The organism is Pseudomonas sp. WS 5010 (genome assembly GCF_012985565.1).
Taxonomy (GTDB): Bacteria; Pseudomonadota; Gammaproteobacteria; order Pseudomonadales; family Pseudomonadaceae; genus Aquipseudomonas.
Map to the genome: position 1 here is coordinate 70,630 of NZ_JAAQWQ010000002.1, position 20,021 is coordinate 90,650.

Annotated in this window: 18 protein-coding genes and 1 pseudogene; 16 read left to right on the forward strand and 3 right to left on the reverse strand. The window is 57.2% G+C overall.

Annotation, left to right across the window (positions count from 1 at the left end; all coding sequences use genetic code 11):
• The first annotated feature begins 23 nt into the window (after window positions 1-23).
• The 16 genes and pseudogenes from HBO11_RS05215 (at window position 24) to HBO11_RS05290 (ending at window position 15,737) form a co-directional block, all read left to right on the forward strand.
• Window positions 24-287 (forward strand): PAAR domain-containing protein, encoded by a 264-nt coding sequence (locus tag HBO11_RS05215; RefSeq protein WP_169952883.1) that lies wholly within the window; start codon window positions 24-26, stop codon window positions 285-287.
• 83 nt (window positions 288-370) lie between these two features.
• Window positions 371-601 carry a hypothetical protein gene (locus tag HBO11_RS05220; protein ID WP_169952884.1) on the forward strand — a complete coding sequence of 77 codons (231 nt, stop codon included), beginning with the start codon at window positions 371-373 and terminating at the stop codon, window positions 599-601.
• Complete coding sequence (locus HBO11_RS05225) at window positions 598-1,107, forward strand: hypothetical protein (protein WP_169952885.1); 510 nt, start codon at window positions 598-600, stop codon at window positions 1,105-1,107. Before HBO11_RS05220 ends, HBO11_RS05225 begins: the two co-directional genes overlap by 4 nt.
• A gap of 268 nt (window positions 1,108-1,375) precedes the next feature.
• A complete protein-coding gene (locus HBO11_RS05230; protein WP_169952886.1) occupies window positions 1,376-3,970 on the forward strand; it encodes a hypothetical protein in 2,595 nt (864 codons plus the stop codon).
• Window positions 3,971-3,972: 2 nt separating this feature from the next.
• The gene (locus HBO11_RS05235; protein ID WP_169952887.1) at window positions 3,973-4,440 is read left to right on the forward strand and encodes a hypothetical protein; all 468 of its coding nucleotides are present in this window, start codon (window positions 3,973-3,975) and stop codon (window positions 4,438-4,440) included.
• Window positions 4,437-4,976, forward strand: a complete 540-nt coding sequence (locus tag HBO11_RS05240; RefSeq protein WP_169952888.1) for a hypothetical protein — start codon at window positions 4,437-4,439, stop codon at window positions 4,974-4,976. Before HBO11_RS05235 ends, HBO11_RS05240 begins: the two co-directional genes overlap by 4 nt.
• 141 nt (window positions 4,977-5,117) lie before the next feature.
• Entirely contained in the window at window positions 5,118-5,381 is a 264-nt protein-coding gene (locus HBO11_RS05245) for a PAAR domain-containing protein (protein WP_122426824.1), read from the forward strand.
• Window positions 5,382-5,383: 2 nt separating this feature from the next.
• The gene (locus tag HBO11_RS05250) at window positions 5,384-6,619 is read left to right on the forward strand and encodes a hypothetical protein (RefSeq protein WP_169952889.1); all 1,236 of its coding nucleotides are present in this window, start codon (window positions 5,384-5,386) and stop codon (window positions 6,617-6,619) included.
• A gap of 663 nt (window positions 6,620-7,282) precedes the next feature.
• Window positions 7,283-7,828 (forward strand): annotated as a pseudogene (gene vgrG / locus HBO11_RS05255) (type VI secretion system tip protein VgrG); the annotation flags it as partial.
• A gap of 23 nt (window positions 7,829-7,851) precedes the next feature.
• Window positions 7,852-9,132: a DUF6396 domain-containing protein gene (locus tag HBO11_RS05260; RefSeq protein WP_169952891.1), complete on the forward strand. Its 1,281-nt coding sequence runs from the start codon at window positions 7,852-7,854 to the stop codon at window positions 9,130-9,132.
• A 76-nt stretch (window positions 9,133-9,208) separates the two neighbouring features.
• Complete coding sequence (tssA, locus tag HBO11_RS05265; RefSeq protein WP_169952893.1) at window positions 9,209-10,786, forward strand: type VI secretion system protein TssA; 1,578 nt, start codon at window positions 9,209-9,211, stop codon at window positions 10,784-10,786.
• 24 nt (window positions 10,787-10,810) lie between these two features.
• Window positions 10,811-12,580 carry a type VI secretion system baseplate subunit TssF gene (gene tssF / locus HBO11_RS05270; protein WP_170057163.1) on the forward strand — a complete coding sequence of 590 codons (1,770 nt, stop codon included), beginning with the start codon at window positions 10,811-10,813 and terminating at the stop codon, window positions 12,578-12,580.
• Window positions 12,544-13,641, forward strand: coding sequence for a type VI secretion system baseplate subunit TssG (gene tssG / locus HBO11_RS05275; RefSeq protein ID WP_169952897.1), 1,098 nt, complete (start codon window positions 12,544-12,546; stop codon window positions 13,639-13,641). Before tssF ends, tssG begins: the two co-directional genes overlap by 37 nt.
• Window positions 13,622-14,146 (forward strand): type VI secretion system lipoprotein TssJ, encoded by a 525-nt coding sequence (gene tssJ, locus HBO11_RS05280; protein ID WP_169952899.1) that lies wholly within the window; start codon window positions 13,622-13,624, stop codon window positions 14,144-14,146. Before tssG ends, tssJ begins: the two co-directional genes overlap by 20 nt.
• A 3-nt stretch (window positions 14,147-14,149) precedes the next feature.
• Window positions 14,150-14,590 carry a type VI secretion system baseplate subunit TssE gene (tssE, locus tag HBO11_RS05285; RefSeq protein ID WP_169952901.1) on the forward strand — a complete coding sequence of 147 codons (441 nt, stop codon included), beginning with the start codon at window positions 14,150-14,152 and terminating at the stop codon, window positions 14,588-14,590.
• 22 nt (window positions 14,591-14,612) lie between these two features.
• Entirely contained in the window at window positions 14,613-15,737 is a 1,125-nt protein-coding gene (locus HBO11_RS05290) for a type VI secretion system ImpA family N-terminal domain-containing protein (protein ID WP_169952903.1), read from the forward strand.
• Window positions 15,738-15,925: 188 nt separating this feature from the next.
• On the opposite strand, the gene HBO11_RS05295 is transcribed toward HBO11_RS05290, so the two are convergent.
• The 3 genes from HBO11_RS05295 to HBO11_RS05305 form a co-directional block, all read right to left on the reverse strand.
• The gene (locus tag HBO11_RS05295) at window positions 15,926-17,122 is read right to left on the reverse strand and encodes an MFS transporter (RefSeq protein ID WP_169952905.1); all 1,197 of its coding nucleotides are present in this window, start codon (window positions 17,120-17,122) and stop codon (window positions 15,926-15,928) included.
• On the reverse strand, window positions 17,122-18,162 hold the full coding sequence (locus HBO11_RS05300; RefSeq protein WP_169952907.1) for an NADP-dependent oxidoreductase: 1,041 nt from the start codon (window positions 18,160-18,162) through the stop codon (window positions 17,122-17,124). The genes HBO11_RS05295 and HBO11_RS05300 overlap by 1 nt, the downstream gene beginning before the upstream one ends.
• 145 nt (window positions 18,163-18,307) lie before the next feature.
• Entirely contained in the window at window positions 18,308-19,783 is a 1,476-nt protein-coding gene (locus tag HBO11_RS05305) for a 4-hydroxyphenylacetate 3-hydroxylase N-terminal domain-containing protein (RefSeq protein WP_169952909.1), read from the reverse strand.
• Window positions 19,784-20,021: the final 238 nt, after the last annotated feature.

Consider the following 20,021-nt stretch of genomic DNA (forward strand, 5'->3'; position numbering starts at 1 on the left):
AGTATTTTACATAGGAGTAATGCATGAAAGGAATCATCCGCATAGGTGACAAAACAACCGGCGAAGGCGAAGTCCTCTCCGGTTCCATCACCATGAAATTCGGCGGTATCGGCGTCGCCCGTGAAGGTGACCACGTGGACTGCCCAATCCCAGGCCATGGCCGTACTGAAATCTCCGAGGGTCACCCGGCCTTCCGTGACAATGGCATCCCGATTGCCTTTGAAGGGCACGCCTGTGCCTGCGGCTTTACGTTGATTTCATCGCTGCCTGTTGCAGGTGCCAGCTAGTCATGCCGGTCAGGATGGACCAGGTACCGGCTCTGGCGCTTCGGCCAGCCGGTCCTCGTATATGGCGGTGGCTTGGGCTGTTGATGCTGTTCCTGTTGTTGGGGGGAGGGCGCGCGCTGCTGTTCAGTACGGCACCGGTAAGCCAGCAGCCGCTTATGTTCTGGGATAAGTTCGGTTGGCAAACCCAGTATGCTTGGAAGTATAAGAAAGGTGGAAAATTAAAGCTGCTTCCGCGAACGCTTCATTTTGATGGGCATCACCATCATTTACATGTTGGTAAATACACTCCGAATGTAATTGAGGTCACGCAATGAAGAGCACGTTGTCGTGGGTATTGCTGGCGGGGTTGACTTTTTCGATGAGTTGTAGCGCTGCATTTCACGGCGTTGGTAACGATGTTTTATCCGAGGTGATTGCTGGCGAAGTATCGAGTGGGACGGGCGATGGCTTGTCAGCTATGCGCTGCTTGACTAGTTTGAAAGCTAATGAGACTGGGCGAAAAATATCAGAGTTAAGTGTGTTTCGGGAATTCAACCAGTATCCGCCCAGGCCTTTTTCTGTTTTGAGACCAAGAGACGTCAAACTACCTCTGAGTCAAATAAAGCTGGACAGTCAGTGCTTGACATATATGCCATTTGATTTTGATATTTTTGAAAGTGCTGAGTTAAGGAAAGGGCGGATTAATGATCTACATCCTATTTACTTGTGGGATGAAGAGTTTGGATTTGTTGTGATTTATATGCACAGAAGTTATGAGCGAAAAGATGGCGAGGGCGAGGCGGTAATATTTTCGGCTGTTATATATGATTCGTCTGGATAGGCTGGTGGTTATATAAAAGAAGTATCATCTTGGTATGAGTATGAAGGCTCGATTCGTATTCGTGATGCGAAGCTGGTAGGAGGTGAAGTTACTATTGGTGAAATTATTTTTGATCCGATTGAGCGGGACGTTGAGGGGCGCATTTTGAAATACGGTAATACGGGGGGCTTAAATAAAATACGGGGGTATTCGTGGACGCATGGCGGCTATAGAGAGCAATAGCGTTGAAAGGTGATGACATCTTTTCATAACCAGGAGCGAACACACCATGGCTGATGGCGTTTTCAAACGGCTTGCTAATATATTTAGTTCCAGTGACTCGCAAACTAAGGGGTCGCAGGTACCGCTCTATCCGACGTCTGATGGAAAGCCCGCCCGAAATCATCCGCCGGTGACTGCCCAGTTGCGACCTGAGGCAATAAAAAATTGGAGTCATCCCTTCAAGGATAAGAGCACTCCACTACAGCAACTAACGCAGTTGGCCAATGCGGCGGCGGGTTCATATCCACTGGGAGTGGGTGGGCTTTGGCATGGCGGCGTGCATTTTGATAACGGCACTGGAGTTCCGAAGGATGCCAGTGTGCGTTGTCTGGCCGATGGCGAGGTGGTGGCTTACCGTATTGATAAGAACTCAGCAAGAACAGTTTATATCGTCAATAAGCTGCATGTGATGAAGCCTTACTCCCGTAACTTTGTGTTGGTTCGTCACCGTCTTGAGCCACCAGCGATTGAGGGAGAGCCGAAGTCTCCTCCCAGTCTATTTTTCTACAGTTTGTACATGCATCTGCAAGACGGGACGGCCTACGAAGGCGATTTAACCATCGCCCGGCCAGCCTTTTGGCCGGAGAGTACAGTTCGTTTCGTCCCGGAGACCGCTAAAGATGTTCGCGCTGGGCCTTCCGAGCAGCACGGCCTTAATGTGCGTAATCGGTCGCACCAAGGCAAAGTACTTGATCTTCTGCCGCGAGGAGCAGAAGTGATAGTCAGCGGCGAAGGTGATTTCCGTAAACTGGAAAATTCTGTAGGGCCAAATTACCTACAGAACCAAGATGGCTCGTTGCTTGGGTATCTTGATTTCGACCGCCTGGAGTCGATTGAGGGGGGAGAGTATCGCCTCAAGAATGACTTGAACGTCCATGTCGACGCGACGGCTCAAAGTAAAACCATTGGTCAAAAGTTACCGGCCGGAACGCAAGTCAAGATCAGCGGTGAGGGTAAATTTCGAAAGCTGGAGCACGTCACTCAGTACGTCTATTTTAAGTCGTTACAAAGTCTGCGTACCCCCCAATATGACCGCGTGAGTGTGCTTGATGAGCCGATTCCGATCAAGGCCGGAGAGCTAATCGGTCACATCGGGTGGTACCAGAACTATGCCGCTGATAAGCCCGAAAAGAAGCTGCATCTCGAGGTGTTTAGCGAAGAGGATATGGAGAAATTCATCAAGGATTGCCAATGTTGGGCGAAGAATCTGCCCGACACGAGTAAAACTTGGTTGAAGCTTGTCAAGGGCACTCCTGTGGTGGCCCATCAAGACCATTTCAGCACCAAACAACTACCCACCTTAAGTACGGCCGACGCAGTAAGCGGTGCGGATTTATTGATCCCAAAAAGCCTACTTGATAGCTTGCCTACTGCAGAAAAAATTACAGTACCTGCAACTGCAGGGCACAAGGCTTACAACTGGTATCGCCTTAATCAGCTTCTCAACGATGCCGACAACAAGCTATTGAGTGGCTGGGTGTGCGAGGAAGTGGGCATTACCCCGTGGGTCAGTCCATGGGAATGGCAAGGCTATGCTGTCATCACGGATTATACCTCTGCTCCCGCCTTTATGGCGGCGTTCCTTCGATCACTTAAGCGTTTCACGGATCAGCAACTCCAACGCTATGGCGCGTTAGCTGATGCTGGGGACTCAGGGCCGATAAAGGAGCGGCTATGCCACATCATTGATCGTGATGGCAATAAGAAAATGACCGCTGAGGAAATACAAGCGGCAATTCGAATACCTGCTCAGGCCCAATCAATCTCGCAGCTAATTATATGTTGCGAAAGTGAGTGGTATTACAAGCCGCAGAAGTGGGATGGGTTGGATGAGATGTTTGGTCACGGCGGTTCGACTCCGCATACTAATTGGCTGGCGGAGAAGGAACGGATTAAACAGCTGAGTTGGTGGGAGGAAGTTGCGGATAGGGTTGGTTTGCCAGCAGATGGGAAGGTGCATCACTTACATGCTATCGGCTTGCTGGGGAATTTTTATGCAGCAGTGGAATGGGGGCGGCTGACCGTGCGAAGTGGGCAAGTTACATTTGATGCTGAGGGTAATGATTTGGCTGATAGTTTATATTTTAGCCGGAAGTTGCATTGGCCTGCCGGTAAGTCGGGGGTTACACTCGGGCGTGGTTATGATATGCGACATCGAACTAGGTCTCAAGTTTATTCACAGCTAATTGAGGCCGGTTTTGATAGTGCGGCTGCGGAAAATTTTTCTTTAGGTGCGACACTTTCTGGGCCAAGTGCTCAAGCTTTTGTGAAGCAGAATCGCGATGTTTTTGGGGCGATTTCTCATCAGGAGCAAATAGTTCTGTTTGAGGAGGTTTTGTACCCTGCATACGAGGCTGCGGCCGTACGAAGATATGAATCAGTGGCAGTTCAAAATTCGCCAAAATGGAATGAATTGAATGAAAGGATTAGAGACGTTGCGGTGGATTTTACATATCATCAAGGAAGTATATGGTCTAGGCAGTTGCCTTATTTTTCAGGAAATGATCCGGAGTCGCTGGCACGTTATATTGAGGAGACTCCGGAGTTGGCGCAGTACGAAAAGGGGCGACAAAGAGCTCGTTATCTAAGGGGAGGCAAATAGAAATGAAAAGTGGATGGTCTTTTTTCTTAACCTGCGTTCTCGCTGTCGTCTTTGCTTCGGCTAAAGCGAGGGGCGGGGAGGGGGCAAAAGCTGGCCTCGATATTACTTGGACTGGTGAATATTCTAAGGATAGCAGTTTTTGCACTTATGTCGGGTCGGAAGAGAGTTGCTCGAATAGCTTTAGAGATACCTTGAAAGTCAGGAAGAATTCGTCTGGTTATTTTGTTGAGCTTTATAGTACTCAAGCCGACCAGCATGTTTGTTCCCTTGCTTTTCAGATGGCTGTTAAAGGTGGTGCGTTAGAGTATGATTCAAAGTTTGGTCTGGTGCTTATAGAAAAAAAATACGATCTATTGAAAGTGTCTTCGGGTGGCGTTGACCCGACCGCGCTTGGGTTGGGAGTATGTGGGGCTCATGCGGATATTGATGGTCTGGAATTTCCAATTTCCAGCCGGGTTGCGGGCCATTGATTTGGCTAGCGCGCTTAAGTGCGTCTGGTTTTCTAGTTGAAAACGTAGTTTTCTTTTTTGCAATGTTATGGGCTGGCCCAATATGGGCAATGCCGGAAAAAATTTGTGACGGCGGCGTCGCATTATTTCAGTGTCAAGTTGATGGAGGAAGATACCTGGCACTCTGTCCAAACTATGTGGATGGGGCGTTGGCTGGGGTTCAGTACCGCTTTGGTCGAGAAAAAAATATAGAGCTTGTTTTTCCTGAGGCAGGTTTTGTTTTTGATGCTTTCAAGTCAAACCACTTTGTTCGCTATCAGGTTGACTACAAGGTGATTAAATTTCAAATCGGCTCTTATGTGTATGGTCTTTATAGTAACTACGATGGTGAAGGTGTTGGAAGTGGTGCGAGAAGTGCAGGAGTAGTGGTTTCTGATACATCTAAAGGTTCGGCTGTACAAGTGTCATGTGAAAAAATATATGTAGACGATCTTGAGAAAGTGATTCCCCACTTGGAGTGTGATGTTGACGATGCTTTGGGGTGTGTAACCAAATGATTTGGTGTTTAAACGTGGGGTGTATAAATTCGTGGAGGTGGTGTTAAGTATAAGTTTTCTTTTTAACTTTGCGAGTGTGTTGGGTCTAAATTTTGCGCTCCAAGGTTATTGTTTTATTGGTCTTTTAAAGAGGTGTATTGCATGAAAGGCATCATCCGCATAGGCGACAAAACAACCGGCGAAGGCGAAGTCCTCTCCGGTTCCATCACCATGAAATTCGGCGGTATCGGCGTCGCCCGTGAAGGTGACCCCGTGGACTGCCCAATCCCAGGCCATGGCCGTACTGAAATTTCCGAGGGCCACCCGGTCTTCCGTGACAACGGCATCCCGATAGCCTTTGAAGGGCACGCCTGTGCGTGTGGCTGTACGTTGATTTCATCGCTGCCCGTTGCAGGTGCCAGCTAACCATGCCGGTCAGGATGGATCAGGTGCCGGCCCTGGCGCTTCGGCCGGCCCGTCCTCGTATGTGGCGGTGGCTTGGTCTGTTGGTGCTCGTCCTGTTGTTGGGAGGAGGGGGTGCGTTGCTGTTCAGTACGGCACCGGTAAGCCAGCAGCCGCCTATGTTCTGGGGATTGGCCTTGGGCATCCCGTTTCTGGGCTGGTGTGTGCTGAGTTCCGCAAGGGTGCTGCTGTATCTCGGCCAGCAACATGCGGCGGATGGTTGGGATGAGGCCCGTGAGCACGATTTGATGCAGAGAGTCCGTCAAGGGCGACATGCCCTGGATGTACTGAGCGTAAGTCTGCATACCGCCTTGCGCAAACCGGACGAAAGCCCTGCAGCACAACTGGATGCGTTGCTCGGGGGTATCAAAGCCCTAAAGGCGCAACCATCCCGTCGGGACAACGTAACGCTACGTCACAGCCGTTTGGCTGGCGATGTAAATGAAGATCCCGAGCCTGCATTGCTGCGCACGCTGGGGCAGTTGTTTTCCGAATTGGCGCCGTCCTTAAAAAAGCAGTTACCCGGTGAAACGCCGCTGGCAGTGTTGCTGGAGGTCGAGAGCGGCTTGCTGGATCGCGCATGGGACCGTGTATGGCAACAGGCTTTGCGTAATTCGGGTATCCGTCAGACGTTCGTCGCCTTGGAGGGGCGTGGTTTGCCCGCGCTGGACCAGTGGCTCGATGAGCGTAGCGACGATCAGGCACTGCTGCTGGTGATTGCAGTGCACTTCGCACCGAAGCAGCCCGAGGCAACAGGGGAGGTGGTTGTGGGGTTGCTGCTTGGCAACCGTTTGACGCAAACGACTTTGCCTCCTGTGGCTGTTCTGCATCGCCCGGAGCTTGAACAGCAACCATCGACTGAAGCGTTGCACTACGCCGTGACGCAAGCCTTGAACTGGGGACCGGTGGATGCGAAATCGGTGCGCCATGTTTGGCGGGCAGGAATAGATGCTCAACGTCATGCGGCGATAAACGCCGTACTGGGTGAGGCGCCCATGTCGGTGACGCGTGACCAAGGAATCCAGGACTTGGACATATCGCTGGGCTACTCAGGCAAAGCCGCACCGTGGCTGGCCATTGCCGCTGCAACACAAACCATGCAGGGCGGCGCTGGGCCGCAGTTTATTTTCAGCGGGAGCGGCTGCACTGATGCAGGGCTCTGGAGCACAGCGATGACGCCTGTGCTGCCGCTTTCGAAATAGGGATCTCGAATGCAGTTTCGACGCATTGTAGGCTTCTGGGTGCTGGCTGGCATGCTGTTGTTGGCTGGCACGCTGCTGGGGGTGATGGTATGGCGCTACCCGGACTGGTTGGGTATTCAGCCTGGCAGCGAACGCCAGTCCTTTTGGCTGCTGGCGATCGCTGCAACCACGTTGATAGTGGTGCTGTTTCTGCTGGGTTACCACTTGCTGGGCCGTGAGCTGGGGCGTTCGGCGTATCGCAAGCAGGACGCAAAGAACCTCCAGCCGCAAGCGGCCCGTCCTAAACCTCACGTTGCTCAGGTTGCGCAAAGTGCCGTTCCCAATGGTGCTTATCTTCGAGAACGCTATGGCTTCTTCTGGCGGCGCAAAGTTCGACTCTTATTGGTGGTCGGTGAGCCTGAGCAGATTGAGGCGATTGCCCCAGGGTTGAGCGAGCAGCGTTGGCTGGAAGGGCAAAACACCGTGCTGCTGTGGGCCGGCAGCGTCCAAGGTGACCCCCAAGAGTCGTTGCTTTTGCAGTGGCGTGGGCGTGCGCTCAATGGGGTGGTATGGGCATTGAGCAAAGACCAATGCACCGATGCAGCCGCCATGAGCGCCGGTGCCCGTCGCCTGCAAACCCTGGCCCGTGCGTTGCGTTGGCAGTTGCCGTTGCACCTATGGCAGGTGGGCGACAGCGCATGGTCTCAGGAGGAGCGCGATAGCCAGCCTGTGGGCTGCCTGCTGCCGTCACGTGTCACCCCCCTGATTCTAGAAAACAGTCTGAATAGTTTGCTCGGCCCTTTGCGCCGCGCGGGCCTGGCGCCGGGCCAGGTGCTCAAGGTCTCCGGCGGTGCGCCCCAGGCCTTTACGCCGGGCGCGGTGATCACCGGCCTGACGACCAAGGCCGCCCGTGACCAGAGCTTTGAAGCCACCTTCCAGGCCATGCCCTATTCAGAAACGGTGTGCTTTCGTCCAGAACTGAAGGAAAAACCGCAAATCGCCGGCACCGTCCCAGCCCGTGTCACCAGCCCACAGGCCAACGACCCCTACGCCCATATCGACCTGGAAGGGCGCTACCGGGTGAATTTCCTGTTCGATCGCGACAGCTGGAAGGCCGGTGAAGAAAGCGTGTGGCTACGCCTGGCCCGGCCCTACGCCGGCGACACCCACGGCCTGCATTTACCGCTGATTGCCGGCACCGAGGTAGCCATCGCTTTCGAGCAGGGCGAAGCCACCCTAAAGGACCTCGATTGATGCGGCGAATCCTCTTGTTGTCAACGCTGCTGCTCACGGTCTGGGAAACCAGCGGAGCCTCCACTTTTTTGAACAAGGAACCTAGCGTGAACCCGCTTAATGAGATTAAGGAAAACCTAGCCTTCAACTGCATTCATGACAATATTCCCGCGTCGTCTGCTGAGGCTGATGTGCTGTTCCAGTACGCTCGCTGGTTACAAAAAAACAACCAGCTGAAGCAGGATAAAACTGTCAATGCCGAGATCGCGCGCCTATATCGCATCGCTGCAGAGAATGGCCATTTCAAAGCCAACATCAATCTGCAGAATGGTTCCATGCGAGGTGATTTCACGCTCAGCGGCGAGGAGCATTTACGGCTGAGCCAGCAATTGATTGATGTGGATGTTGCGACGGGGTACTACTTTATCGGTCTCTTCCTGAAAAATGGCTCAGCCGGACTTAACCAAGATGTAGCTATGTCATTGCGCTACTTCCGAAAAGCGGCTGACCAGGGCAATGCCCAAGCTCAGTACTATGTTGGCGAAAAACTTGAGCCTATCGATATTGCCCCAAAGATTGCGCTCCAGATGTATCGCTGTGCTGCCGAGCAGGGTGACGGAAAAGCAGCTGTTGCTCTGGCTGTTTATTTTCAAGATGAGGGGGATTATCAAAACGCTCTAGAGTCATTCCAGCTAGGGGTGGTTGCTGGCAACAGTAACTCAGCATCCCATCTTTCAAAGGGGTTCCGTGTACAACCCACAGATGAATTGTATTACCTCGGTCAACCGGAGGACCTTGAACGTTCTGAGCGTTACGAGAAAATCTGGCGTGTGCTTGCAAGATATTCCTACGCTGACCCCAAAGTCCCAGAAATCAACGACATCGTCCCCTTGCCCCCGGCCAAACTGCCGCTATGGGACGGCAAGCTGCAATGGCTGGAAGCCCGCCTGGCCAATGTAGCGCCGCCAAAACCAACCGACGCGCTGATCAACAAACTGGCCCAAGCCAAGTTGCTTGAACCGGCCACCGGCAAACCCGTGCCGGGCTCACCCGCGTTCATCAAGGCCAGCAGCCCCGCACCGACCTGCCAAAGCGGCCAGGCCTGCCCGCATACCGGTTACTGGCAAGCCTCGCGCCTCACCGACGCCTCGCAAGCCAGCTTGCAGGGCGGCACGATCCGCCATTTTGAAGAGGGTGAAATCCTGCCGTTGCAAAATGTCGAGCGTCACCATCGCCGCTTCCTGCGAACCGACACCACAACGGTCGAGGACGAAATTGTTGAGTGGAGGCTGCTCGGATGACGCCCGGATATCTGATTGTCGGATTGCCCCTCGATGGGTCGGTGTCCCTGATGTGTACGGAAAATGGAGGGCCTGAATGAGCCTACGCACCTTAATCGCCCGCTGCCTCGGCGAGCGCGACGCGTTGTCCGTCGCCCGCGAACAGGCCGCCCAATGGCAACCCTGGTTGCAGCCCATCAGCACCGACTCCCCCGTCGGCGAAGACCCCGGCTACGACGATGACTTCCAGCGCATGCGCGAAGAGGTCAACAAGCTCTCGGGCGCCGATGCCGAGCAAGTCGCCCAACTGGCGCAGAAGCTGTTGACCCACAGCTGCAAGGACCTGCGCGTTGCCACCTATTACCTGTGGGCACGCTTGCACAAGGACGGCGAAGTCGGCCTGGCCGATGGTCTCAGCCTGCTGGCGGCGTTGGTGGAACGCTTTGCCGATGCGGTGCTGCCTATCCGCCCCAACAGCCGCAAAATGGCCCTGGAATGGTTGGCCGGTGGCAAGGTGCTCGACACGCTGTCGCTGTACCCGGAAGTGGTCAAGGCCGAGGCCGAGCGCACCGCCGCAGCACTGGCCTGGCTGGAGCGCGGACTGAATGTGTGGCCGCAGGAGCAACGCCCTGATTTGGCGCCATTGTATGCCGCCTTGTCCGCGAGGCTGGCGCAGTCCGGCGGCATGGACGCGTTGGTGCCGCAGAACACCGCCAGCCATGAGTCAACTGCGCATGCGCCAGCGCCGCAGATCAAGTCCGGGCGTGATCTATTGGACAGCGGTCGGGCATTGGCGGGCTACCTGCGTGAGCAACCTCTGGGTTGGCTGGCGGCTCATCGGTTGATGAAGAGCTTGCGTTGGGACACCGTGCATCAGACACCCCCGCAGGAGGCTAACGGCAACACGCGTTTGGCGCCGCCGCGCGGTGAATACCGGGCACAGCTCAAACGTTTGTACCTGCAACAGAACTGGTCGGAGTTGATCGAGCAGGTCGAGCGGATCTATGCGGAGGGCGTGAACCATTTCTGGCTGGACCTGCAGTGGTTCTTGTATCAGGCCCTGAGCAAACAACCCACGCCGCAGGATCGCTGGGCCGATATCGCCAAGCGTGACCTGGGCATGTTCCTTGAACGCCTGCCGGGTCTGGAGGTGCTGTGCTGGAGCGACGGCAGCCCGTTTGCCGACGAAACCACCCGCGAGTGGATCGCCCAGCACGTCAGCGGCAACCAGCCCCAGCAATGGTTGCCCGTACCCTCGGCGGCACCGGCCACTGGCGATACCGACATCCTGTCCCTGGAAGGCGAGGCCGTGGCCCAGGCTGACAGCGACGGCGTGGATCAGGCACTGGCCTGGCTGGCCGCACGCCCCGGTATCCACACCGGGCGCCAACGCTGGTTGCTGCGCCTGTTGATGGCGCGGGTGGCCGAGCAGTACAGCAAGAGCGACCTGGCCATCCATCTGTTGGCCGAACTGGACGCCACGGCGCAACGTCACGCCTTGGCCGAGTGGGAGCCCGAGCTGAATTTCGAGGTCAAAGCGCGGCTGCTCAAACTGCTGCGGGTGAAAGCCCAGCGCAATGACGCCGACAAACCCACCCTGGCGCGGCGCATGGAAGCTTTGCTGGCGGCGTTGGTAGCCATCGATCCGGTACGCGCCGCAGTGCTTTGCGGCTAACCCTCCTACATCAGGATTCTTTCTGTGAACATGGACAATCTGACACTGCGCTACTTCGATGCCGAAATGCGCTACCTGCGCGAGGCCGGCAAGGAGTTCGCGGACGCGTTCCCGGATCGGGCGGCGCAGCTCAATCTGGACAAACCGGGAGCGCAGGATCCCTATGTGGAGCGCCTGTTCGAGGGCTTCGCATTCTTGATGGGCCGCTTGCGCGAAAAACTCGACGACGACCTGCCGGAACTGACCGAAGGCCTGGTCAGCCTGCTGTGGCCGCATTACCTGCGCACCATTCCATCGCTGTCGGTGGTTGAACTGGTGCCTGAACTGACGCAGATGAAACGTAGCGAGTTGATCACTCAGGGGTTTGAGGTGCTGTCGCAGCCGATCGGCCCGCAACGCACCCGTTGCCGTTACACCACCACCCAGGACTTGACCCTGCGACCGCTGGCGCTGGAATCGGTGGCGCGCGGTCATGAAATGGATGGTCGCTCGGTGTTGCGGCTGCGCTTTGCCTGTGGGGCGTTGACTGACTGGAGCCTGATCGACCTCAGCCGTTTGCCGCTATACCTGAATGCCGATACGCCGCTGGCCAGCGCGTTGCATCAGGCGCTGACCCTGAATGCACAAGCGATGTATGTGCGCTGGCCCGGCCAGACCGAGCGCCAGCCACTGACCGCGCATTTTGCGCCCAAGGGCTTTGCCGATGAAGACCGGCTGTGGCCAAAGGGCGACAGCGCCTTCAGCGGTTACCAGTTGCTGTTGGAATATTTCAGTTTCCGTGAAAAATTCATGTTCGTGACCTTGTGCGGCCTGGAGCAGTTGAAGATTGCGCCTGGCACGGCCTGGTTCGAACTTGAAGTGGTGTTGCGTGAACCCTGGCCAGCCAACTTCGACTTGAGCAGCGAGCACATCCGCCTGCACGCGGTACCGGTGATCAATCTGTTTGCGCTGGAGGCCGACCCGCTGACCCTGGCGCCCTTGCAAACCGACTACTTGCTACGCCCGATGCGATTGCAGGACGGCCATACAGAGATCTATTCGGTGGACCGGGTCACTGCGTCGAGGAACGCCGAGCGCCAGGACTACGTGCCGTTCACCAGCTTTCGTCACAAGGGCGGCATGCTGCGCTTTGATGCCCCAGAACGCTACTTCCATACACGCCTGAAGCGCGCAGCGAATGGTTTGCATGACACCTGGTTGATCCTCGGCGGCGAGGGTTTTGACAAGGACCGCCTGCGCGAGCGTGAAAGCCTGTCATTGCGCTTGACCGGCACCCACGGCCAGTTGCCGCGCAAGGCACTGCAAAGCACCTTGCTCGATACGGTGGTGCAGTCCACCCAGGCCGGTTTGCGCGTGCGCAATCTGTGTGCGCCGACCTTGCCGTGTTACCCGCCGAACCGCGACCGCTTTCACTGGCGGGTGCTCAGTCACCTGGGCTCGAACTTCTTACCGATGCTCGACAACGCCGAGGTGCTGCGCGGCACCTTGGCGCTGTACGACTGGACCGGCAGTGAACTGAATCGCCGTCGTTTGGCGGCGATCGTCGAGGTCAAACATCATTTGGTGCAGCGTTTCGAGAAGGGCTTTCTGCTGCGTGGGGTGGATATCGAAATCACCCTGGATGCCAATGGCTTTTCGGGGGAGGGCGACATCAGCCTGTTCGGCGAGATGCTCAATCGCTTCTTCTCCTTGTATGCCGACATTCATCTGTACACCCAGCTCACGCTGATCCTGCAACCTACTGGAAAGTGCCTGCGATGGAACGAGAACCACAGTCAGCGTATTCCCGGCTGAAAGCCGGCGGCCTGCTCGACGCCCTGCAGGACCAAGTAGCCGAGGCTAACCTGTACCGCTTTTGCCAGTTGCTGGAGCAGGCTCTGCCCGGTCATCCGCCTTTGGGCAGTACCGCGCACCCGGCTGATGATGCGGTGCGCTTTCGGCCTGATCCGGGTATGGGCTTTCCAGCCAGCGAGTTGAAGTCGATTGAAACCGATGTCGCTCATCCGGAACGGCCGGCGACAGTACGCACTCGTCTGCTCGGGTTGTACGGCGTCGACTCGCCGATGCCGACGGTGTTTTTGGATGACATCGCGCAGCGCCGGGAAGGGCATGAAGCGTTGGAAGCCTTCCTGGATATTTTCAACCACCGGATCTTCACCCAGTTCTACCGGATCTGGCGCAAGTATTCCTACCCGGCGACTTTCGAAGCAGGCGGCACCGATGCCACCTCGCAATGCCTGTTGGGGCTGATCGGCTTAGGGATTCCTGGCACCGCCCAGCAGATCGCCACGCCGGTCTCGCGTTTTCTGGCCCTGCTCAGTGTGATGCGCCTGCCCACACGTAATGCCGAGGGCATCACCGCGCTGGTCAAGTTACTGGCGCCCAACACCCAGGCGCAGGTGACCCCGCATTGGCCACAAAAAATTGCGTTGGAACATCCGGCCAGCCTTTCCCGCCAACGTCCAGTGAGCTTGTCCCAGGGGACGCCGTTGGGCAGCGTTGGCCTTGATGCCAACAGCCAACTGCGGCTGACGCTCTACACAGAAGACACGCAGGAAGCCATCGGCTGGTTGCCCGGTGGTGAGTTGTACAGCGATCTGCTGGTGCTGCTGCGCGTGTACCTCGGGTGGCGCTGCACGGCGAAACTGCAGTTGTCATTGCCAGTGCACAGCCTGCCCGCACCGGTGCTGGGGCAAGCCCCTATTCGGTTGGGCATGACCGGGGTGCTGGGTTTGGGAAGCGATGCTTGGCAGGTGGCCGAACACGACACTCTCACGATCAACCTGGGCCGCTACCAAGGCCTTTCGATTAATCCCCACAATAGGGAAACACAGCATGTTGCGTACCGTTTTTAGTCTGGTGATATTCGCGGCTCTCGGCGGGTGTGGTCTGGCCCAGACCGTTGCGGATGGCACGGCATCCACTACCAAGGCGATCTTCTACAAGCAGGTGAAAACCCTGCATCTGGATTTCAGTGCACGCGCGGCGTTGAACACCTCTGCCACGGACATGAGCGCCTTGTCGGTGCCGACCCTGGTGCGGGTGTATCAATTGCGCGACAGCAAGGCGGTAGAGCAGGCCACCTACGACGGGCTGCTGGGCGATGACAATCAACTGCTGGCGAGCGCGTTGTTGGACAAACGCTCGGTGGTGGTGAAGCCCGAGGAAGGCGCGCAGTTGAATGTGCCGATGGACAAGGACGCGCAGTTCGTCACGGTGGTGGCGTTGTTTCGCAGCCCTGATACCCAGTTGAACACCTGGCGCCTGACGTTGACCCGTGATGACCTGGACCCGGATCGGGCTCGGGTCATCGAGCTGGGGGATAATCGCTTGACCCTGCGGCCCTTGGCAAAGGACTGAACCATGACCGAGTACAACCCCTCGCTGTACGAAATGCTGCTGCAAAATTTCGACGGTGAGTTGGATCTGCATCAGGTCAGTGAGGAAGACCAGCACGCCCTCTCGGTGCTGGACAACCTGCAGCGGATCCTCAACAGCCGCGCCGGTGCGCTCAGCCATCTGCCCGATTACGGGCTGCCGGACATGGGCCTGATCCTGCAGGGATTGCCCGCCACGGCCCATGGCTTGATCGGCACCATGACCGCCACCCTGCTCAAGTACGAACCGCGTCTGGCAGCGGTCTCCATCGAACTGCAGCCCCAGACGCTGCCGGGGCATCTGGAGTATGCCCTGGACGCGCAACTCAAAGATGGGCAGCACATGAGCTTCGGCACCACCCTGGCGCCCGAGGGCAAAGTGCTGGTGCGTCACTTGAAGCGACAGCACTACCTGACCAAGCCTTGAACCTAGAACGGAAGGGAAGCCAATGACGGCGTTGTTTGAGATGCGTATTCGAGTCGGCGGTGATCCGCGCGGCTTCAGTGAATTTACGGTATTGCGTGAGGAATTGGCCAAGCTCAGCCATCCTGCTTGCCCGGATGTGGACTGGGCCAAGGTGGAGCAAAGCTGCCTGGCGCTGTTCCAACATAATGGCGCCGACCTTCAAACCGCATGTTTTTACACCTTGGCATGCGGTCAGCGTCATGGGCTGGAGGGCATCACCCAGGGCGTGGTGTTGCTGGAAGCCCTGAGCCGCGAGTGGGCACGCCTGTGGCCGCCGATGGCGTCGGTGCGTCCGGACCTGCTGGGGTGGTTGTTCGATCAGTTGCAACCGCTGATGCGCAGCATGGCGATGACCGCCCACAGTGTGTCCGCGTTGGTTCAACTGGACACCGAGCTGGCACGTTTGCATGCGCGTTTACTTTCTCAGGCGGCGAATCCTCTGCAGACATTGCAGGCTCTGCGCTACCAGGTGGGCAGCCTTATCCAGCGCCTTGAACAGCGCTATGCATCGGGCGAAATAGTGCTGGATCCCGTTAGAGTGATGACACCGACATTGGTGAAACCTGTGGTGATCATGCCTCCCCCTGACGTGGAGCCACGCAGGCGGCGTCTGGCCTTGTGGCTGTTTGCCGGGATGCTGATTATCGCCTTGCTCGCGGGACTTGGTTGGCAGATATGGCTGACAAATCAAGACCGTCCACCCCTCATGCCCGAACCCGTGCGATTGGACAGCCTGTCGCTGTTCGATGCCGGCAGCGCAATCCTGAAGCCAGGCTCGACCAAAGTACTGATCAATGCCCTGGTCGGTATCAAAGCCCAACCGGGCTGGCTGATCGTGATCGCAGGGCATACCGATGCGACCGGACCTGTGGAACAAAACCTGGCCCTGTCCCACGCCCGCGCCTCAGCCGTGCGCGACTGGATGCAGCAGATGGGCGACATCGCCGACAGTTGTTTCGCGGTGCAGGGCTTGGCGGCCAAACAGCCTATCGCCAGCAATGCGACCGAGGCCGGACGTACCGTTAATCGGCGTGTGGATATCCAACTGGTACCGCAGGTGGGTGCCTGTGAGCAGACCGCATTGGCGGGGGAAAGTGGTCGATCATAAAGTGCCGACCCAAGTGTTCACCTGCAAGGCGAGCTCCTTTCCTTTCAGCGCGCAATGGCTCTTGGCTGTGGCCGAGGCCACCCGAACCGCATTACCCTGCCCAAGCGTTAGCCCAACTTCGCAGGGGCAATACTTCAAGCAGCGCCCCCGGTTGGAGCGAGATCTGCGCAAAATCCCGCTCCGAAGGCTCACACCTTGACGTTACGCCCCGCCGGCAGCGCCACGATCAATTCAATCAGCAAAATCCCCACCAGCAACAACACCGGCAGGTTCCAGTCTCCACTGTGTTGATAGAGTGCCCCGACTACCAGGGGCCCCGCGACGGCAATCAGATAACCCACCGTTTGCGCCATGGCCGAAATACGCGTGGCGGTGTCGATGCTGGCGGCCTTGGCAACGAACAGGAACGTCCCCAGAGAAAGCCCGGCACCTTGCCCGAAGCCGAGCACACCGGCCCACACGATGGCGCTGGGCAAAGGCGCATACATCAACCCCAGTGTTCCGGCCAGGCACAACAGGATGACTGAAGTGATGTGCGGGCGATGGTCCTGGGTGCGCGCAGCCAGCAAAGGCGTGAAAAAACTGGCGACCATCAGGCTCAGTTGCGAGACCGAGAAAATCAGCGCCGCAGTAGCCACATCGGTGCCACGGTCCCTGAGTAGGGTGGGCATCCACGGCAGAAACACGAACAGGTTCAGCACTTGCAGTCCGAAAAACAGCGTGATTGCCCAGGCCGTGGGGTTGCGATAAACGTTAACGCTCGGCCCGCTATGACCGCTGCCCAACCCATGGTGCGCGGCGTGCCGCAACTGTGGCAACCACAGTAACAAGGCCAGCAAGGCCGGGACGGCCCAGAGCCCGAGGGCGTGGAACGCCGAGGCGCGATCAGCCCCCAGCCATTGGAACAGCGGCAGCGAAACGCTGGCACCCAGTACCGCACCGGCTCCAAGCATCAATGCATAGATCCCCATCACCATACCCATGCGTTGCGGACCGAAGCGTTTTCGTGCGAGCACGGGCATGATCACGTTCATCACGGCAATACCCACACTGCCCACTACGGTGCCCACGATCAGCCCGGACTCACCCAGCCCGCGAACGCTGCAACCGATGCTCAGCAGGATCAGCGCGAAAAACAGCGCACGCTCCTCTCCCAGCCAGTGTCGCAACCTTACGCCGGCCATGGAGAACAGACCCAGCAGTGCCAGAGGTAAGGTCGTCACCAGCAAGGTGGAGGTAAAGCCAAGTTGCAGGTTCTCCAACAATGGGCCAACTGTTGTGAAGATCAGCCGCAGGTTCAGCGACACCAGGATAAAACCCACCCACAGCAGCCATGATTGCGCCGCGGTGGTATTGACTTGAGGTGAAACGGTTGAGGTGTCCATCACTGTTCCAACTCCACCAGGACCAGGCTCTTGAGGTGGCCCGCGCAGGCTTCTTGCAACGCCAGCGGTGCCTGGTCCAGGCCTTTGACCAATGTGTGGGCAATCCGAATACCGCTGCCGCGCTGCCACAGCGCCAGTTGCCGGATCCAGGCGTCAAACATTTCTGGTGCCTCTTCGTCGGCACTGAAACCGCGTATCGTCACGCCCTTGAGAATCAGCTGGAAGGTGTCGAGCTCCACCGGTGCCTTCAGGGTTGCGCTGTGGGGGTTCAGTTCCGCTGACACTGCACCGAGCAATACACAACGTGCACCGTGCCGGGCGATCTCCAGCGCGGCCGCCAGTTGTTCGCCGCCGACCATGTCGACGATAACGTCAATACCCTCTGGAGCAACGCGGGCCAGTTGCTCGCGGATTGGCTCGCCTTCGCGTGTGACCACCGCGTCATAACCCAACTGCGCCTGCATCCAGCGGGCTTTCTCCTGGTTGCTGGTCGTGCCGATGACTCGCGTAGCACCCAGCAGTCGGGCGATTTGCCCGGCCATTGAGCCAATCGCGCCTGCACCGCTGGTGACAAAGACCGTATCGCCCGGACGCACTTGCACGCCCTTGACCAGCGCGGCAAAGGCGGTCCAGCCATGCCCGAGCCACGCGGCGGGGTCAACGACCGGGCTGTCGATGTACGTGCATTGTGCGACCGGCACCATTGCATAATCGCGCCACCCCAAAGGATGCATGACCAGGCTGCCGATGCTCAGATCAACGCCGGCGCCGACCTGTACCACCTCGCCAATGGCGCCATCGGCGAGCGTGTCGCCAGGCTTGAGTGGTGGAAAGGGAATGCCCTTTACCTCCTCGGCACCCGCTTCGGCCATCAAGCGGGTAGAGATAGAGACACGAAACCAGCGGTTGCGCACCAGTACTTGCCCGGGGCCGGGTGCTGCAAGCGCGGTTTCGACCACCGCAAAATGTTCGGCCTTGAGTGCGCGTGAGTTGTAACCGAGTAGTTTGACCTCGCGCGCTTTGAGTGTTTGTTCCGTCATGAACGGGCTCCTGCTGTATTCATTTGGAGGTTCCTGGGGCGGTGTAGCCGTTGAAGGTTGGAAACTACGAGATGCCAGAGGCCGCAAGGCGGGCAACGCTGATCGAGCGCCGGGCTCATTGCGCGGCGCCTGCGCGGCAGTTGGTCTATTTGGCGTTGAGCCCCACCATGCGGCGTATCAGGCTGGTGCTTTGGTGGTAGTCGTAGTCCAGCACCAGGCGATCGCGCAGCAGGGGCTCGCTGAGTGCGTGCTGCTCTTCAAACACCAACGCCCGTGTGGAGTGCTCACTGGCGGCCACGTCCCACACCAGATTCATCAGCAGGTTCTTCTCTCTGGCGCCCACGCTTTGCGTGTCAAGAAACCAGGAGAACTTCTGGCCAAAGGCGGCGTCGGCGGCCAAGTCTTTCTCGTTGAACCTGAGGATCAGGCCTTGTCCGCACAGCTCTCTGAGCAGATGCAGCACCCGGGGCAGTTTTTCCATGGCAAATACCCGTCCGGCGGCCAGTGCGTTGGGGCCAGGCAGCAGTATGTCGCCGTCGGACATCTCGGCCGTTTCGATGGACGCGATGCACATGCCTTTGAGTATTTCTGAAAACTGCACTATTTCGCTGACCCGCTGGCGAACCACCGCAATACCCTCAAGGCCCAGGACTTCCATGATCACCTTGGCCAGTCCGGCGTAAAGGTCCGCCTTGGTTTCCAGACGCACCAGCGTGTACCAATGGCTGTATGAGGTCCACAGGTTGAAGAAGCCGGCGTTGGCCAGTTCTGGGACGTTTGCCGCCATGATTCGCCAGCGTGGAATGAACACGTTATCGAATACCACCATCGCCTCGGCTTCTTCGCCTTTGGACGTGAGCGGGTGGTCGTAGGCGCTGGCGTGGGGCTGGGAGACAATCTCCCGGCAGAAAATCTTCACCCCCGGCGCATCGGCAGGGACGTAGGCCCAGAATGACTCGTCGGGCGCTGCGGGGTGCAAACTGCCGACAAATATTTCATTGGATTGCGGTGCTACCGTGCCCACGCCTTTGACGCCGCTGATCCAGATGCCCTCGGCGTTTTGCTTGTTGATCCGCATCACCGCACGATCGGGCGGCGGCAGGTTGAGGTCGGTGCCGTGGGTCCGTGCCCGATAGCCTTGAGGGTCAACAATGGCCTCGGACAAATACAGGCTGTTGCGCTCGGCGTAGTCATGGTAATCGGTGATGTTTTCTGCGTACTCGGGGCATTTTTTCCTGAATGTCGGCAGATGTCCCATCATGCCCACGGCGAAGCTGGCGATCATGTCCAGGCTACGGCAGTGGGTGCCCCAGGTTTTTTGCGCAACGTACATGATTGCGCGGCGTCGCGACGCCAAGTCTGCTTTGTTTCTGGGGGGCATATAGGCAGAAGAGGCCAGGTAACCGTCCGGGCGTACGTACGTCAGAATGTCGTCGTGTTTACCGCTGAACTGTTCCTCGTAGATTTCTGCAACTTGCGATATGCCGCCAGCCGTAGAGAAGTGTGTAGTCACATCTTCAACAACTTGGCCTTGATAAATAACAGTGCGGTCATCACGCAGTGAAGCTTTGAAGGATTCTGCACTTTTCAGATATTTACGCTTGTTTTGCAGATCTGGCATGGTAGCAACCTCAGTAATGTTCAACGTTGTTTGCGTAGGCTCTGGCCCGCTGTCTAGCGCTGGATCAAGGACAACGTTCTAGCGCCACTATAAGATTCAGATGGGAATTAATGTCGTTACAGACTTTGGCGATCCGGATTCTCTGTTTGGCATTTCGAGTACGCGTTGTTTCCCACCCGGACTCTTGTCTTGTTGACCGGGTGTCATGAATATTGAAGTTCGTGCAATGTGTTCGAAG